The sequence below is a fragment of the Nonomuraea sp. NPDC051298 genome (assembly GCF_055586305.1).
Map to the genome: position 1 here is coordinate 1 of NZ_JBVJIM010000030.1, position 14,172 is coordinate 14,172.

22 protein-coding genes are annotated in these 14,172 nt (G+C 68.6%); 1 reads left to right on the forward strand and 21 read right to left on the reverse strand.

Annotation, left to right across the window (positions count from 1 at the left end):
* Positions 1 to 122: 122 nt before the first annotated feature.
* From ACZ6S0_RS45645 to ACZ6S0_RS45690, 10 genes are all read right to left on the reverse strand, one after another.
* A complete protein-coding gene (locus ACZ6S0_RS45645; RefSeq protein WP_465926009.1) occupies positions 123 to 1,487 on the reverse strand; it encodes a tyrosine-type recombinase/integrase in 1,365 nt (454 codons plus the stop codon).
* Positions 1,484 to 1,777, reverse strand: a complete 294-nt coding sequence (locus ACZ6S0_RS45650; RefSeq protein ID WP_465926011.1) for a helix-turn-helix transcriptional regulator — start codon at positions 1,775 to 1,777, stop codon at positions 1,484 to 1,486. Before ACZ6S0_RS45650 ends, ACZ6S0_RS45645 begins: the two co-directional genes overlap by 4 nt.
* 66 nt (positions 1,778 to 1,843) lie before the next feature.
* Positions 1,844 to 2,008, reverse strand: coding sequence for a hypothetical protein (locus ACZ6S0_RS45655; RefSeq protein WP_465926013.1), 165 nt, complete (start codon positions 2,006 to 2,008; stop codon positions 1,844 to 1,846).
* 195 nt (positions 2,009 to 2,203) lie between these two features.
* The gene (locus ACZ6S0_RS45660) at positions 2,204 to 2,554 is read right to left on the reverse strand and encodes a hypothetical protein (RefSeq protein ID WP_465926015.1); all 351 of its coding nucleotides are present in this window, start codon (positions 2,552 to 2,554) and stop codon (positions 2,204 to 2,206) included.
* A complete protein-coding gene (locus ACZ6S0_RS45665; RefSeq protein ID WP_465926017.1) occupies positions 2,551 to 2,811 on the reverse strand; it encodes a hypothetical protein in 261 nt (86 codons plus the stop codon). Before ACZ6S0_RS45665 ends, ACZ6S0_RS45660 begins: the two co-directional genes overlap by 4 nt.
* Positions 2,808 to 3,665 carry a hypothetical protein gene (locus ACZ6S0_RS45670; protein WP_465926019.1) on the reverse strand — a complete coding sequence of 286 codons (858 nt, stop codon included), beginning with the start codon at positions 3,663 to 3,665 and terminating at the stop codon, positions 2,808 to 2,810. The genes ACZ6S0_RS45665 and ACZ6S0_RS45670 overlap by 4 nt, the downstream gene beginning before the upstream one ends.
* Complete coding sequence (locus ACZ6S0_RS45675; protein WP_465926021.1) at positions 3,659 to 3,841, reverse strand: hypothetical protein; 183 nt, start codon at positions 3,839 to 3,841, stop codon at positions 3,659 to 3,661. Before ACZ6S0_RS45675 ends, ACZ6S0_RS45670 begins: the two co-directional genes overlap by 7 nt.
* On the reverse strand, positions 3,838 to 4,386 hold the full coding sequence (locus ACZ6S0_RS45680; RefSeq protein ID WP_465926023.1) for an NUDIX hydrolase: 549 nt from the start codon (positions 4,384 to 4,386) through the stop codon (positions 3,838 to 3,840). Before ACZ6S0_RS45680 ends, ACZ6S0_RS45675 begins: the two co-directional genes overlap by 4 nt.
* Positions 4,383 to 4,781, reverse strand: coding sequence for a RapZ C-terminal domain-containing protein (locus ACZ6S0_RS45685; protein WP_465926025.1), 399 nt, complete (start codon positions 4,779 to 4,781; stop codon positions 4,383 to 4,385). Before ACZ6S0_RS45685 ends, ACZ6S0_RS45680 begins: the two co-directional genes overlap by 4 nt.
* The gene (locus tag ACZ6S0_RS45690; protein ID WP_465926027.1) at positions 4,778 to 5,110 is read right to left on the reverse strand and encodes a hypothetical protein; all 333 of its coding nucleotides are present in this window, start codon (positions 5,108 to 5,110) and stop codon (positions 4,778 to 4,780) included. Before ACZ6S0_RS45690 ends, ACZ6S0_RS45685 begins: the two co-directional genes overlap by 4 nt.
* Positions 5,111 to 5,179: 69 nt before the next feature.
* Here ACZ6S0_RS45690 and ACZ6S0_RS45695 point away from each other — a divergent pair, with 69 nt between their 5' ends.
* Positions 5,180 to 5,764: a hypothetical protein gene (locus ACZ6S0_RS45695; RefSeq protein ID WP_465926029.1), complete on the forward strand. Its 585-nt coding sequence runs from the start codon at positions 5,180 to 5,182 to the stop codon at positions 5,762 to 5,764.
* Positions 5,765 to 5,772: 8 nt separating this feature from the next.
* On the opposite strand, the gene ACZ6S0_RS45700 is transcribed toward ACZ6S0_RS45695, so the two are convergent.
* The 11 genes from ACZ6S0_RS45700 to ACZ6S0_RS45750 all read right to left on the reverse strand — a co-directional run bounded on the left by ACZ6S0_RS45700 (position 5,773) and on the right by ACZ6S0_RS45750 (position 13,985).
* Positions 5,773 to 7,827: a hypothetical protein gene (locus ACZ6S0_RS45700; protein ID WP_465926031.1), complete on the reverse strand. Its 2,055-nt coding sequence runs from the start codon at positions 7,825 to 7,827 to the stop codon at positions 5,773 to 5,775.
* A 48-nt stretch (positions 7,828 to 7,875) separates the two neighbouring features.
* Complete coding sequence (locus ACZ6S0_RS45705; protein WP_465926033.1) at positions 7,876 to 9,126, reverse strand: hypothetical protein; 1,251 nt, start codon at positions 9,124 to 9,126, stop codon at positions 7,876 to 7,878.
* Positions 9,123 to 9,566 (reverse strand): hypothetical protein, encoded by a 444-nt coding sequence (locus tag ACZ6S0_RS45710; protein ID WP_465926035.1) that lies wholly within the window; start codon positions 9,564 to 9,566, stop codon positions 9,123 to 9,125. The genes ACZ6S0_RS45705 and ACZ6S0_RS45710 overlap by 4 nt, the downstream gene beginning before the upstream one ends.
* Before the next feature lie 12 nt (positions 9,567 to 9,578).
* The gene (locus tag ACZ6S0_RS45715; RefSeq protein ID WP_465926037.1) at positions 9,579 to 10,013 is read right to left on the reverse strand and encodes a hypothetical protein; all 435 of its coding nucleotides are present in this window, start codon (positions 10,011 to 10,013) and stop codon (positions 9,579 to 9,581) included.
* A 151-nt stretch (positions 10,014 to 10,164) separates the two neighbouring features.
* Positions 10,165 to 10,455, reverse strand: coding sequence for a hypothetical protein (locus ACZ6S0_RS45720; protein WP_465926039.1), 291 nt, complete (start codon positions 10,453 to 10,455; stop codon positions 10,165 to 10,167).
* A 175-nt stretch (positions 10,456 to 10,630) separates the two neighbouring features.
* Entirely contained in the window at positions 10,631 to 11,071 is a 441-nt protein-coding gene (locus ACZ6S0_RS45725; RefSeq protein WP_465926041.1) for a hypothetical protein, read from the reverse strand.
* Positions 11,072 to 11,327: 256 nt separating this feature from the next.
* A complete protein-coding gene (locus ACZ6S0_RS45730) occupies positions 11,328 to 12,317 on the reverse strand; it encodes a hypothetical protein (RefSeq protein WP_465926043.1) in 990 nt (329 codons plus the stop codon).
* Positions 12,318 to 12,464: 147 nt separating this feature from the next.
* Positions 12,465 to 12,707 (reverse strand): hypothetical protein, encoded by a 243-nt coding sequence (locus tag ACZ6S0_RS45735; RefSeq protein ID WP_465926045.1) that lies wholly within the window; start codon positions 12,705 to 12,707, stop codon positions 12,465 to 12,467.
* Complete coding sequence (locus ACZ6S0_RS45740; protein WP_465926047.1) at positions 12,704 to 13,216, reverse strand: hypothetical protein; 513 nt, start codon at positions 13,214 to 13,216, stop codon at positions 12,704 to 12,706. Before ACZ6S0_RS45740 ends, ACZ6S0_RS45735 begins: the two co-directional genes overlap by 4 nt.
* Entirely contained in the window at positions 13,213 to 13,542 is a 330-nt protein-coding gene (locus ACZ6S0_RS45745; RefSeq protein WP_465926049.1) for a hypothetical protein, read from the reverse strand. The genes ACZ6S0_RS45740 and ACZ6S0_RS45745 overlap by 4 nt, the downstream gene beginning before the upstream one ends.
* On the reverse strand, positions 13,539 to 13,985 hold the full coding sequence (locus ACZ6S0_RS45750) for a hypothetical protein (RefSeq protein ID WP_465926051.1): 447 nt from the start codon (positions 13,983 to 13,985) through the stop codon (positions 13,539 to 13,541). The genes ACZ6S0_RS45745 and ACZ6S0_RS45750 overlap by 4 nt, the downstream gene beginning before the upstream one ends.
* Positions 13,986 to 14,172: the final 187 nt, after the last annotated feature.

The window sequence follows — 14,172 nt, forward strand, 5'->3', positions numbered from 1 at the left end:
ACGAACTTCAAGTTCGTCGACTGGCGCCAGGTCGCTGGTGCACTTGACCTGGGGTGAAGCGCGAAGGAGCCCAATCGAGAGCGCGATCATTCCGTGAAGATTCCGTAGTGGCGTTGTTCGATTCATGACTCCCCCAAGGCTGCTTCGATGCGTTGGTTGGCGATCTCGCGCTGGCCGTCGATGCACTTGGCGTACGTCCTCAACAACACGTCCACGCTGTGCCCGGCCCGCTCCGCTACTTCAGGGGCGGGCACGCCAGCATTGAGCCAAAGCGACACTGCGGCGTGCCTCAGATCGTAGGGACGACCCGCCAGCGGAGATGCCGCCTGCTCGGGAGTGAGCGCGAGCAGGCGGGCCGCCTGCCACACCGCTGAGTAGGCAGAGCTGGCGAACGTCCCGCCACCCCGGGTGAAGAAGAGCCGTCCATCGGGCGCCGTGCCAAAGGCTTCCATGTGGAGGCGCAGGATGCGGACCAGCTCCGGCGGGATCGGTATCGGTCGGTCGTCACCACTCTGGCGATGCTTGAGACCTCGCTCGTCGAACCAAAGACCTGAGTCCGTGAAGTCGGTCCCGCTCGGCGGCCGGGTCTTGGTCGGTGTGATCTGTCCCCAGCCCTCCGCAGGGAGAAAACAGTCCTCCTTTCGCAGCCCTTGCGCTTCGGCAGGGCGCAGGCCAGCGAAGTACATGCAAGCGAACAGGCCAACCAGCATCGGCCCGCGGGTGCTCCCGACATACGTCACGGCGATGAGCAGTTCCCGGGCCTGGCGAGGATTGACGACAACCCGCCGGTCCACCACGTTGTTCTGCTTGGGCGGCTTCCACTTGACTCGATCGAGCGGGTTCGCGTCGAGTTCGCCGACTTCAACAGCGTGCTCCAGCGCGTGGTGAAACATCGCGCGCTTACGTCGAAAGGTCGCAGGAGCAGCGGCCTTACCATCCAGAAGTACGGCCAGGACTTCCACAGCCGCGCGGGCATGGCGAGGCTCCGCCAGATCACGCATCGGCAGCGACGCGGTCTCCAACCAGCGCAGCGCGGCCTCAGCCTCCGCATCAAGGAGCACCTGGCGTGCTTTCGGCAGGAACACGTGTTTGCGCAGCACACGTCGTAGCAAGGCGCTGCCGGGGCGGCCCTTGCGATCGACTGTCAACACCATCGTGACCGCGACCATGCTCTCGACCGTGGCTGCCCGAGATTTGGCCGGCTGGTGTGGCCACCTGGCTGACACGTAAGCCTGGGCGAACTGGAGCCAGGTGCGCGTGTTCCTGGCCCTGAGCATCGATTGCGGAAGGCCGCTTTCGGTGTCGAACCACTCGCCATTCTTGGCGGCCTGGCGCAGGTCGGAAAGGAAGTACTCCGCCAATTCTTTCCCGCCGAGCGTGGAGGAGCACTCCTTGCCGTCTACGGTCCAGCGCACCACGAAGGATGGCTTCTTGCTGGAAGCGTTGCGCTTGATCGCCCAGAACCTGACCTTGTAGGATTGGCTCATCCGCCCACCTGCTCACGCTCGGCGAGCCATGCCTCGTAGTCGGCGCGGGTGATGCGGTACTCGCCGTTGGGGAGGCGGGTCATCTTGGGGGTGCGGTTGCGGGTGCGCCAGTGCTGCCAGGTCCGCCGGGCGATGCCCAACTCTTTGATGATCTCGGGGACGGTGAGCCACTGCGGGTCGTTGCGCCGAGTCTTGGACGGGGACGTGGCAGGACGGGCCTCCGAGGGCTCGTAGGCGGTACCGCCAACGTGAGTCGAAGGAGTTTGTCTACTGCGGGGGGATGATGCCATGATGGTGATAACCGATTCGTTTGTAAGCGGTACGGCCTCGGGCGGTGGCAGCCCGGGGCCGTCGTGCTATTCGGGGGACTTCGGGAGCCGTGCCTCGATGTAGATGCGCACGTTGCGGCTGGCGCCTCGGCACGGGATCGGATCGGAGATCTCGATGACGTCAAAGGTGCGGGCGATGAGGTTGGCGGCCTGGGGCGCTTCGTCGGGCAGGCCGATGATGCGGATCTTCACGGTGTTCCTCCTGGAGGGCCTTCCCGCGCGACTTGAGGGGTTGGCAGCCGGGTGATCGCGTCTCCCCCGCCACCCTTGAGGCGATCATGCCTCGCCATGCGGCGCGAGAGACGCGATCAACGCGCGTCGCCTCACCATATGGTCATGCGAACGATTCTGTCCACTGAGCCGCTAGTCAGGGCGTGACCTGCGGCTTTACTTGATCATTTCGTTTGGCCGGAGCATAGGATCACCCGGCGGACCCATCAGCGACGGATCGTCCGTCCATCGCAGCGTCGGGTCCTCGTGGTCCTCACCCAGCCCGTGCCACCAGTTCGCGCCTCCCCCGTCCTCCACAGCCAGGGCGTGCTCCGTGCAGTGCCCGAAGTCCGCCTCCGGGTCCGAAGAATCGCCGCAGTAGGCGGCACGTCCCGAGGCCGAGCCGATGTCGTACGAGAGGCGGCCCTGCCGGAACAGCGCCACCTCCTCCGCCAGCCACCGGCCCGGATGCGTGTCCGGAGTGATGCGGGAGCCCGCAGGCCGCCCGTCCGCGTGCGTGTACGTCATCGCTTCTTCGCCTTCGTCAGGCAGGCGGGATACCGATCGTCCACCTTGCAGGCTTTCTGCTCCTGCCCGCTCAGCAGAACGGTCGCGTACTGGTCGAGGGGTTCGTTCACCACAACGATGTACGCGCTGTACTGACCGTCACGCGGCACGGAGTGGGTCACGCTGCCGGTAAGTTCTCCCGGCTCCGCCTTCCCCGCCTTGCAGCCCGCCACCAGGGCGGCCCCGGCCACCAAGCCGAGCACCAACTTCCGTGTCATGTCCCGATCCCAACCGCGGCGTTGTGCTGGGCGGTGTGGGTGCGCGCCTCCCGGACCTCGGCGCACGAGCTGGACGCCATGATGCTGTTCGGGTCGATCGTCTTGGTCTGGCAGTGCTGCGCGTACAGACCAGCCGTACTGCCGGTCGCTGGCCGACCCGTGACCACCGCCTGCACCACGGCGACCATCTCGTCATGGCGGGCATTGGCCTCCGCGCCCTGGCACCGGCCCGGCCGCATGTGCCTGCGCGCCTTCTGACAGACGATCCGGCGGTCGTCCGGGCGAGCCGACATGTACCGGTCGTGATCGCCGCTCTCTTCGTGGCACCGGGTGCAGTGAAACGTCACCAGGGGGGTCGGCCCGTTCGGCGACTCGCTCACCCCCGAGGACAGCAGCACGGGCCGGCCGAGCATCTCGTACACGACGACGCTGCCGCCGTCATCGAACGAGTACTCGGCGACGATCCCCTGGCCATCCGGGTTCCACGTGGTGGCGGGGATCACCTCCTGCCAGGCATCATCGTTCGGCCACCGATCAGCGCGTACCCCCTGCTGGTTGAACTCATCCCAGGGGATGCCCGCGGCGGGGTTAGCCTCGAATCGGGCGATGATGTCGGCGGGGCCGAACCACAGCACGGAGTGCTCCTGGCTTTCCGTACCGGCGACGCCGAACGTGTCGATCGGCCGGAACTCGCCCATGAAGACTTCGGTGAGCGCATCGAACCGCGGGTCGCTGCGCTCGATGATCGTGGTCCAGCTCAGCCGGTACCGCTGCGAGCTGGTGACGCGGGTGGAGTTGGTCGGGGAGACGTGGTGGAAGTTGTCGGGCAGGTCGGTGCAGGGAAGGATCAGCACGGGTCGGAACTCCTGGTGGTCTGGATGAGGCGTTTGGTGGTGCGGCTGGTGATGGCCGCCACCACGTAGGTGACGATCGTGAGCGTGGCGAGCGCACCCGCGACGCCGTACAGCACGTCGCCGACCAGCGGCGAACGCTGAGGGCGGGCGTTGCCGGTGATGACCTCGCTGCTCATGCGCGGCTCCTCTGCGGAAGGGGCTGCGCGATGAGTTCCGCGAACAGTGCCAGGTGCTCCGGCGCCACGTCCACCAGACCCACGGCGGCGAGCGTCGGCAGCCACACCGGTTCGATCCCCGGCCGGGTGCGGAATTCCTCGTAGGCGAGCCACCCGCAGGCGTAGTTGATCGTGCGGTGCGTCAGCGACTGGAGCTCGATGCGGTCGGCCCAGCGGGCGTTGCGCGTCTCCCGCGCGCTCGGGGCCAGCTCGCCAGTGACCGCCACCTGGTAGAAGACCCAGTAATGGCCGACGCCGGCCGGGCCGGGCAGGCGGCGGCACTGGTTGGGCTGCCACTCCTCGGCCACGAGGGTGAGCGACGTCGCGGTCAGACCCACTTCCTCGGCCACTTCAGCGATAACCGCGTCGTCGGCGTCCCCGTGGTCGTCGATGTGGCCAGCCGGCCCGGCCACGCCGGGCGGGTCGGTGTTGCGGTTGAACACGAGCAGGCGCCCGTGCTCGTCGAGGATGAGGGCGCCGACGCTGGTGTTGTCGCAGATCTTCACGCCTGCCTCCCCTGCGGTGCGAGGAGCGGCTTGCCCACGTCACGGTGAGAGACAGAGACGACGTCCGCGCCCGACGCCCACACCAGAGCAGCGGTTTCCTCGGCGAGGGCGACGGCGCGGTGTCGTCCGCCGCTGCATCCCCAGGCCACCGTGATCGTCCGGTTCTGGGGCGCCAGGTCGGCGGCGAGGGCGGATGCTGTGGCCGCCACGTGGTGGAGGAGCCTGAGCGCCCCGGGCGTGTCCAGCACGTGCCTGCGGACCGGCTCGTCCATTCCGGTCATCTCCCGGAGAGCGGGATCGTCGTGCGGGTTGCGTAGGACGTCGCGCACGTCGATGAGGAGGTCTGCGCGTGGCGGGGGCTCGTGGCCGAACCCGAACGAAATGATTTCGATCAACGGTGTTCCTTTCGTCTGGCCCGTCGTGGGCCAGTTGGCCTGCGGCCGGGCAGCCGCAGGAAGCTTGTGGTTATGTCGGCCACGAGGGCGGCCGAGACGTACAGCACAAAGCCCGCGATAAGCCCCCACGTGAGCACGGCCATCAGCAGAGCCGAGGTAATCGTTAGCGGTAGCGCCAACCGGTGCCCGCTCAGAGTCCCCGTGACCATCACGACGAGGGCGGCGACCATCACCGTGGCGGGCACCACCAGCAGCAGATCCGTGCGCGTCACCCCCGCGCTCAGGCCCAGCAGCACAGAGCCGAACCCCCACGCGGTGAGCAGCAGCACCCGCAGGACGCGATCACTGCGCGGAGCCTGCCCTGTACGACGGGTGGGGGCCGCGTTTACCATGCGCGCATGCAGGGTTCCCACGCCGAGTCCTATCAGCGGCTCATCGCCGACCGGGTGGCGGAGATCCCCGTCCCCGAACGATTCCGCGACCCGGACGTGCTCATCGCCGGGGAAGGCATCGAGGTCAGCATCGCCGCGCCCACCACCGACCGGCCCCGGCCGGTGCTCACGATCGGAGAGCGCCTCGCCGTCGAAGCGCCACGCGACGTCGTCAAGGGCGTCGTTGCCGTGCACGTCGCTCGCGCGCACCTCGGCCACCCCGCCCCGGTCGGGCAGTGGGCGCCGACGCTGCTCACGTTCAGCGGCGTGTTCGTCGTGTTCGGCCTGGCCACGGGCATCGCGCCGTTCCTGTTCCTCGGCGGGCTCGGAGTCATCGGCGGCGTCCTCGGCATGCGTGCCCGCATCGAGGCCGCGCGGCTGCTGCGTGCCCGCATCCACGAGGCTGACGAGCTGGCGGCCGGCTGGGTGGGACGGCAGGTGGTCGTGGACGGGCTGCGGTGGCTCGCCGACCGCGCCGAGCCCGACGCCCGCCCCGGCGGCCGACTTGCTTCCCCGACCGTCCAGGATCGCCTCCGGGGGCTCGGTGCGTGACAGGGTCGTCATGACGCCTTCCTGATCAGGACGTAGCGGTCTCCGTCGTCCACCGGCTTCACCAGACCCTCAGCCTCGAGAGACTGCGCTGCCAGCAGCACGGGCATGAGCTGCATGCCGGTGGCCATCGTCAGGTCGTGGACGGTGAGCCCGTGCTTGGCCCCATCGAGCAGGGGCAGGATCGCGGTCTTCGCGACGTTGAGCTCGGCTGGGCTGAGCTTCATGAAGTCGAGGATGTTGTCGGGGTGTTCCAGTAGGCCGTCTGCGTCGTCGCCGAGTGTCGGTGTGTCCTCGGGCAAGGTCGCGTCCTCGCTGGGGATGTCGTCGGCGTCCGGCGTGGTCGTGTTGGCCGCTTGCGCGACGGCCTCGGCCGGGTCGGCGGGCAGCCACCGGATCGCCTCGACCTGCACGTCACCGAGCACGGCGTGCAGGTTGTCCACGTCGCGGATGCGCATCATGACCGGGCGCTTGGTGGTGCCCTTCACGTAGCCACACCCCTTGGTGTGGCCACCGCTTGGGAACGCCAGGTCGATCAAGTGGGGGTAGACGTCCATCGTCTGCCCGATGGTGGCCTGCGCGATGTACGGGTCGCCGTTGCGGAGCAGGACCACGTTGCCTGAGTTGAGCAGCGCGAGGATGTCGCCACCGCCGAAGCTCTGCACGTAGGCGTTCTGGTCGATGACCCACACGACGATGCCGGTCTTCGACCCCTCGGCGATGATGTCGTACACCATCTCCACGATCTCGGGGTCTCTCGCCACCTTGTGGAACTCGTCAATCGCCAACACGATCATGTCGAGGCCATGCGCGCCGGGCCGGTCGTACGACTGCACACCGCGCCGTTTGTTCCCGTGCCGGTCGGTCACCTCGATGGACGACAGCAGGTGGCTGCGGCGCCCCATCTCGGTGTGGACCTGCGCCACCCGCTCCTTGATCGCGGGCATGCCGAGCGCAGGCTCGGGCAGGTAAGGCAGCAGCTCAGGGCAGGACTGGCCGTTCATCGGGTCGCAGTAGATGAGCTTGATCGGCTTGCGCTTGAACTCGCAAGCGGCCGACCGCAGCAGGGTGCTCTTGCCGGTGCGCTGTGCGCCGATGATCGTGACGGGCAGCGGACCCGACCCCACCTCGTATAGCTGAAGGGCAGCGTCGCCTCGGCCGTCCGCGAACGGGCCGATCCGCCAGACACCGGTCTCCATGTCGAGACCGGGCTCGGTCCACCACTGGATGTCTTCGACCGCGAGCTTGTCGAGGAACGTCACCTCGGCCGCGTTGAGGATACGGTCGGCGGTCTCCTCGATCTGGACGCCGTCGATGTTACGGCCGTAGTCCCCGCACACCTTCGGGCGGGCGGCAATGGCCTCGCTGGTGATCTGCCCGTCAAGTTCGATCCGGTAGCGGACACCGCGGGCGCCGCCGTACTCGAACGGGCTCCGCTTGGTGAGCTTGGAGTTGGGCAGCGAGCCGCGGCCCTTCTTCTCGTTTGCGGTAGTGGCGTTCCAGCGGGTCACGTACGGGTCCGGTGCCTCTTCATGTGCAGGAGCCGCAGGCTGCTGGCGGGGCAGAGCCTGCCGCCTTGGCCGGTTCGGCTGGCTGATGCGGGTCCGGTACGTGTAGATGCGCGGCAGGATCGCGGCCCCGGCGCCGACGAACATGAGGGTCTGCATGAGCCCGTCCGCGCCGACCTCGGCCGCGGCGGGAAGCCACAGCCCGGCGGCGGCCCACCACCAGCGGGACGCGAGCTTCACCTTCAGCTTCGGGATCGCGGCGCGGACCAGGGCGGTGACGCCGTACGCGCCCGCCGCGCCGGCGGCGACGTACAGGCCGGGCGTGTCGAGGGCGTGCAGGAGGTGGCCGCCGCCGTAGACGGCAGCGGCGGTGGCGTGCGCGGGCCAGGTGTGACGGAAGCGCTGCGACCTGTTGCGGAGCTGGTCCCAGCTCCAGGCGGTGGCGTCGGCCAGCCCAGCGGTCTCCTGCTCCGGCGGAGGCGGCGGCGCAAGCGGGCCGGTCGGAGACACCTGCTCGGCAGCGTTCGGCTGCGGCGGTGCGGTGGGCGTGGCGGACACGGGAGGTTCTCCTTCGGGTCTGGTGCGGGCGCTGACGAGGTGAGAGGGCTATCTGCGGTACCAGTCCATGTCTCGGACGGGTTCGACGGTCATCTTTCGAGCGGCGGTGGCCATCGGGCCGTGGTCACGGTCGAGTGCACGGATGGCGTCCTTGACCGAGGTCGGGATGCCGCCCGACGCGCGCACGAGCGCGTCGGTTGCGGCGACGACCGCGAAGGCGTGGACGAACTCGCGGTGGCATTGCTGCCAAATCTGCACCGACGCGCGGATCACGTTGACGCCGACCCGATCGTGCTGGACGCCCTGGAGCATGTTGGTCGCGATGGCAAGCTTCACGCGAGAACGCTGGGCATGCATGAGCGCCATCCGGTGCATGTGCTGGGCGTTGCCGCGGTCGTTGAGGTTGGCCTTGCGGAACTCCAGAAGCCAGGCGCGCAGGATGGTGAAGCCGCCCGTCCGGAGCGCGCCGACGATACCGGCGACGGTGGGGACGTGGGCCATGCTGCGGCGGCCGATGGGCACGAGCGGGGCCGATGCCATGTCCACTCCTTGCAGTTCAACGGGTGGTGCGATGACCTCGACGGCGTCGGATGCCGTCACGGTCACGGCGGGCTGAGAGTCGGTGGGCGGGAGGGCGACCTGCTGTGTGTCCTCGTCGTCGGTGACTTGCTCGATGACGTAGCTGTCAGGTACGTCGCGCAGGTCCGGCAGGTCCGCCGGGTCGGCGGTGGCCAGCTCGCGCGCGTCGGGGATGGCGTCGAGCACGTCGGGGTCCCACTGCCCCAGCCGTGGCGGCGGGGGTAGCTTGGGCAGTTCGGGGACGGTTCCGCCGGCGAGGGCGTCCTTTATCCGGTCGAACAGGCTGAGCTCGAACTCAACGGACTTGGGTGCCGAGGGCAGCTCGGGCTTCGGCTGCTCGTCGGGTTCGGGCCGGACGACTTCGACGTCCCATTTGGCCAGGTCGGGCAGGTCGCCCAGGTTGGTCGGGGGCTTCCACTCTGGCCTGTCGTCCTGCGGCGCGGGTTTGGGCGTGGGTGCCTCGATCGCTGGTCGGCTGTTGTCCGGGCCTGCGCCGATGCTGAGCCGTTTGAAGAAGTTGACCGCGATGTTCGTGACTCGCGTGTTGTGGGTCTGCTCGGCGGTGACCGTGGCTGGCTCGGGCTCGTTTGTCTCGGTCTCCTGCTCGGTCTGTGGCTCCGGTTCGGGCTGCTCACGCTCGCGCCGGGCCGCGCTGAGGAAGTACAGCCCGCACGCCACGAGGATGAGCAGCCCGACCAGGATCTTGACCACGTCGTTCATCGGTCAACCTGCGCGCTGACGACGCTTTCCTGGGTCACGTTGGCCGTGTCGACCATGTCGTCGTACACGCTCGCGCCGAAGATCGCACCGAGGGCGATCATGGCGATCTGCGGGGCGACGATGCACGCCACCAATGTCCTCTTGTCTGGGATGCCGTCCTGCCAGTCGAGGACGACGCCGATCACGATCATTGCGGCAGCGGCGACGACGAGCAGGGCGGCGATGACGATGCCGTCAGACAGCCAGTCGCCGAGGCTGGCCGACCAGCCGCCGATCGGGGTCAGCATGCCGCACAGGCCGCCGAGCAGCATGGCGCCTGCCGCACCGTACGCAATCTTGGTGCGGGGCTGGTGCCCTTTGCTCTTGTCCTTGCGGCGGAACCGGCCCAGAGCCAGGCCCGCGCCGAGGAAGAGGGCGGCGAGAACGTTGTACCACTCCATGACGGAGTCCTTTCACCTAGTGAAGATCGACAGAAAGCCAGAGATGATCGGTTGCAGCAGGGGCCACCAGAGCGGGCCGGTGGCGGGAAGCACATAGCCCAGGGTCAAAGGCATCCTCGTGACCTTGAGGTTTGTCCACGCGACGGCTGACCAGAAGCCGACCCACACGCGGCGGAAGCCGTGCAGGGCGTCCAGCGGCGGAAGCTGCGACCGGCACAGGCCGGGCAGCCCTTCCTGCTTGAACTTGCGCAGACGGCGGCGGGAGTCGCCCGCGCCCAGCCACGCGACCGCCGTGAACGTGAAGCACCAGGGGACCGCCACCCACGCCCCGTGAAGGCGGCAGACGACGCGGAGCAGGTCCGCCTCCCCCGGAACGTAGGAGCCGTCCAGGTGGTAGGTGCGCACGGTCGCCGTGGACGGGAGTCGCTGCGCGCCGAGCGCGGGCATCCGGGTCTCCAGCAGGTCCAGCCATGTGAGGCGGGGACGTCTGGCTGTCGAGGAAGTGGCGGGTGGAGGAGCAGGCTGCTCGGCGGGGGGAATAATGGAGCTGGCCTGCTGATCCTCCGACCCGGAAGTGGTGGGCGTGGCTGGGGGCGAGTCAGTGTCGCCCGCGGCGGGCTTGCTCGCGAAGGGCGAGCTGAGTCGTGCGCTCATCGTTCACCTTCTTCCGGGTGTCGGCCCAGATGGCGTCGATCTGGTTGGCGAGGTCACGGCCTGCCTGGTCTTCGACTTCGGGGTTGAGGCGAGAGAGTTCGGCCAGTTCGGCGGTCAGCCGGTCCACAGACGCGTTGAAGATGCCGCGTCCGTTCTTGGCGTCCCTTTTGCGCTGTTCGTAGATTTCGTCCCGGGCGGCCTGCCTGATCTCAGCCCGGGTGGGTTTGCGTACCATCTCTACCTTCCGGGTTGTTGACTGTGCGTAACTATGGGTACGATGTCCTCGCGCGCTCGTGCGCGAGTGAACCGGTGCACCAGCGAGCCTCTGCGTGTTGGGCATACGCCGAACCCCCTGATGGGGACCTCCCACGCTCCGGTAGCCCTCGCAACCTGGTCACTTAGCGTCACATTCACGGGTTGCCTCGGAAGAACCGGGCGGCCTCGGAATCCCAGTCCACGACCGGCAGCGAGACGCCGGCCGGGGCCGCGTCGGCGGCGGCCGACAAGTACGGCAGCAACCAGCCGACGCCGACCTCCACCAGCAGCACCGTCACCCGCTCCCCGCTGCCGTCCGGGACGGGCTGGGACAGCTCCCACACAACGGCCTCGCTCCCGACCTGCGGGAACGCGCTCAACCGGAGCCCGCCGACCAGGTCGGACCGCACCTCGCGGGTGAGGCCAGCGGCCAGGTCGGCGTGCGGGACGAGCAGCGTCCACCCGTCCAGGAGCACGGTCACGTGGTGGGGTTCGAGACCGGGGCCGTAGATGAGTTCGCCCGCGAGGATGTCGCCGGTGGCGATGTCGTGGACGGGGAGCGGCATGTAGCGGGTGACGATGTCGGCGGCGTTCATGGGCGGGGAACTCCTTCGAGCCAGCGGGGAACTGGGCGGTCCGGGAGAGGGAACTCGGGAGGGAACTCCCGGGCCGGTACGGAGGGAACTGAGCGGGGAACTCGGGAGGGAACTCCCGGCCCGCGTGAACGGAACTCGCGCGGAACTCGGAAGGGAACTGTGGAGGGAACTCGCGGGGGAACTGCGGGGCGGCGCGGGCGGAACTCGGGAGGGAACTGGGCGCTCCCCCGCGCACGGAACTCGGGAGGGAACTCGTCTACGGGACGGCATGCAGACGCACCCCGCCCTCGCCGGTTTCGTCCTGGCCGTTTCCCCGGCCGGGCACAAGCTCGCGGATCAGGTTGCGGGCGTACTTGTCGGTGCAGTCGAGCATCGCGGCGAGATCCTTTGCCGAGATGCCGGGCTGGTTGCGGAGGATGGCTGCGGCTCGGTCGCGCTTCTGTAGCGGCTGGTCGCCGCTCGTCTTGGCAGCGTCGATCGCCTTCGCGGGTCGTCTGCCCGAGCCGCCTCCGTTGGAGGCGAGTTCGAGGCGGACGCGGGCCTCGGTGGCGATCTCCGCGTCCCGGACTCGGGCATCGGTTTTGGACTCGGCCTGGAGCCGAATCTCCTCTTCGGCCTTCTGCCACCGGGCGGTGAACTCCTCTCGGAGCTTCTGCTCGCTGGCCGACAGTTCCTCGCTGTGGGCCTCCCGGAGTTCCGCGAGTTCCCTCGTGTGGGTCCCGCCGAGTTCCCTCCGGAGTTCCGTCAGTTCCCCGCTGTGGGCACCCGTGAGTTCCGTCCGGAGTTCCGCGAGTTCTACGTCCTTGTTCCGCTCCAGTTCCTCCCGGAGCCGAGCCTCACGGGCGGCCTGTTCCTCCGCGAACTTCCGCCCCAGTTCCTTCTCCAGGAGCGGCTGGAGTTCCGCCCGGAGTTCCTCCATCTGGACGTGAAGGTTGTAGGAGTAGCCGACACCCGACAGAGCGAGGAGCGCCATCACGGTGGACAGGTCGAGCACGATCGGGAACAGGATCGCCAGGGCGTGGTTGCCGCCGACGAAGGGCAGCACCACTTCCTGCTGTGCGTTGACGCTGAGCACCATGCCGCCGATGAACACCAGCCCGACACCGAACTTCAGTGCGCGGGAGGCGAAGGGGTCGGTCAGCAGGTGCGCCAGGAGGGCGGCGGCGATGACCGGGGAGACCCCGACCAGGAACCCGGCCACCATGGCGGCCTCGTCACCCTCGGCCGCCTTGTCCATGGCGTGCATGACGCTCAGGGTCAGGGAGATGACGCCGCAGAACCCGAGCAGGCACCAGAGAGGCCATCGCACGTGCTTCGTTTCGGAGCTGTGCTGGGTTTTCACGGGATGATCTCCTTGGATCGGTGGTGATGTGCGGTGTGAGTGGGGGCCTGGTCAGGTGTGCGCCGCAGGGGCGGCCTGGGCGGGGACGGCCGGAGTGGGGACCGGGCACTTGCCGATCGCGCGGAACTCCTGATCGACCCCGTCCACGTCGCGGATGATCTCGTGGATGACCTTGCCGCTCTCGGGGTCGCGGTACTGCGAGCACGACTCCCGAGTGGGCGACATGTGCGCGCCCAACGAGTTGCGAATGTCCTGGCTGGGGCACTTGCGGTGGCCCAGGTTGAACAGCTTCATCGGCCAGCCTCCTTGCAGGCGGAAAGCTTGGCGACGATCCGCTCGGCGCGGGTCTCGTGCTTGGCGTACGCGTTCGGGAACGCGCTGCGCTGAACGGCCTGGGCCGCCTCCGTCAGCGGCCGAGAGCGCCAGCGGCTGACCTTGATGAGCCGCGTGTAGAAGCGGCGCGCGGACACGGCTGGGTCGGTACGCCGCGGCCCCCAGTGCGGGTGCTGCTGGAACACGCCGACCGCCCTGCCGCCGTCGCCGACCGCGTCAGCGTTCAGGTTGGACTCTTGGAGTGTGGTGGCGATGGCGATGACCTTCGCCCGCTGTGGCAGCCCCATGTCGTCAGCGACCTGGAGGACCGCGCGGGCGTTGGCCGCCTGCGAGCTGGTCAGCCCAGCCCGACACGACTTGCCCGGCGCCGCGCTGCCGCCGGCCGCGTTCGCCTCGGGCGCGCACCGGCTGGCGGCGGCCATGGGGAGGGCGGCGATGGCCAGGGTGGCGAGGGCGACCTTCGTGATCACGCCGCACCTCCTGTGCACGTCTCGGCGTGCGCGCGGGCTTCGGCCAGCCTGCCCGGCCGGCGGACGGTGCCACAGTCGCTGAGGCAGGTCACCACGCCGGGCCCGTCCGTGAATGGGCAGGCGTCGGCGCGGATCGCCCGCCAGATGACGACGGGCCGGTCGTTGTCCCCGCCGAGGCTGATGATCCGCTCGTGGTGCTGGACGCCGGGGTTGGTGGTGGAGGCCATGAGGTGGCAGCGCGCGCCCGGCATGCCGGGGGTGGCCCCGGGCACGGCGTGGCTGTCGATGGCGCGGAAGCCCGCGTCGGTCTCGGCTTCGGCGCTCATGCCGCTGCCCCCGCCGCCTGGGCTTCGGTCTGCTGGCTCTTGGCGTCGAGGCGGGCCTGCGCGGCGAGGCGGTCAGCCTCTTCGGCCGCTGTCAGCTTGTCGGCGAGAGCCTTCACGTAGGGCCTACGCGCCGACGCCTTGAGGGCACCTGCGGCGCCGACGACGACGGTCTTGATGCCGATGCCGCGGTTGTGGAGGTACAGGGCGTCGCCGATGACCATGCGGCGGAAGCACGCGGCTTTGACCGGGCAAGGCCCGCACAGCCGCTTGATCTGCTCGTTGCGGGTGGCCTCGAACCACGGCGTCTCGTCTTCGCCGACGCAGTGGCCGCGGGCCTTGACCGCCAGTTCGAGGCGGCGCCACTCGGTGGCCAGTCGGCGCTTGAGCGCTTCGGCTGACCGTGTGTTCACGCCGGGCAGACGTGGTGGGATGATGGACGACATCAGGCGAGGACCTTTCGCGAGGAGAGCCTGATACGGCGGCCTCCGGTGCTGGAACACCGGGGGCCGTTTTGCTTTCTCGGGCTAGTGACGCTGGAACACCACTGCCGTCGCTTACTGTCTTCCTGTACGGTCTAATGTCCGGGGACAATTGTCAAGTGATTGTTCGGGGACAATCTTGAAGGAGAGG

Excerpts from the sequence above, each read along its gene's own strand:
- ACZ6S0_RS45645 (WP_465926009.1), bottom strand. The coding sequence starts at position 1,487 with ATGAGCCAATCCTACAAGGTCAGGTTCTGGGCGATCAAGCGCAACGCT.
- ACZ6S0_RS45650 (WP_465926011.1), bottom strand. The coding sequence starts at position 1,777 with ATGGCATCATCCCCCCGCAGTAGACAAACTCCTTCGACTCACGTTGGC.
- ACZ6S0_RS45660 (WP_465926015.1), bottom strand. The coding sequence starts at position 2,554 with ATGACGTACACGCACGCGGACGGGCGGCCTGCGGGCTCCCGCATCACT.
- ACZ6S0_RS45665 (WP_465926017.1), bottom strand. The coding sequence starts at position 2,811 with ATGACACGGAAGTTGGTGCTCGGCTTGGTGGCCGGGGCCGCCCTGGTG.
- ACZ6S0_RS45675 (WP_465926021.1), bottom strand. The coding sequence starts at position 3,841 with ATGAGCAGCGAGGTCATCACCGGCAACGCCCGCCCTCAGCGTTCGCCG.
- ACZ6S0_RS45695 (WP_465926029.1), top strand. The coding sequence starts at position 5,180 with ATGCAGGGTTCCCACGCCGAGTCCTATCAGCGGCTCATCGCCGACCGG.
- ACZ6S0_RS45705 (WP_465926033.1), bottom strand. The coding sequence starts at position 9,126 with ATGAACGACGTGGTCAAGATCCTGGTCGGGCTGCTCATCCTCGTGGCG.
- ACZ6S0_RS45710 (WP_465926035.1), bottom strand. The coding sequence starts at position 9,566 with ATGGAGTGGTACAACGTTCTCGCCGCCCTCTTCCTCGGCGCGGGCCTG.
- ACZ6S0_RS45715 (WP_465926037.1), bottom strand. The coding sequence starts at position 10,013 with ATGCCCGCGCTCGGCGCGCAGCGACTCCCGTCCACGGCGACCGTGCGC.
- ACZ6S0_RS45720 (WP_465926039.1), bottom strand. The coding sequence starts at position 10,455 with ATGGTACGCAAACCCACCCGGGCTGAGATCAGGCAGGCCGCCCGGGAC.
- ACZ6S0_RS45725 (WP_465926041.1), bottom strand. The coding sequence starts at position 11,071 with ATGAACGCCGCCGACATCGTCACCCGCTACATGCCGCTCCCCGTCCAC.
- ACZ6S0_RS45730 (WP_465926043.1), bottom strand. The coding sequence starts at position 12,317 with ATGCACGCCATGGACAAGGCGGCCGAGGGTGACGAGGCCGCCATGGTG.
- ACZ6S0_RS45735 (WP_465926045.1), bottom strand. The coding sequence starts at position 12,707 with ATGAAGCTGTTCAACCTGGGCCACCGCAAGTGCCCCAGCCAGGACATT.
- ACZ6S0_RS45745 (WP_465926049.1), bottom strand. The coding sequence starts at position 13,542 with ATGAGCGCCGAAGCCGAGACCGACGCGGGCTTCCGCGCCATCGACAGC.
- ACZ6S0_RS45750 (WP_465926051.1), bottom strand. The coding sequence starts at position 13,985 with ATGTCGTCCATCATCCCACCACGTCTGCCCGGCGTGAACACACGGTCA.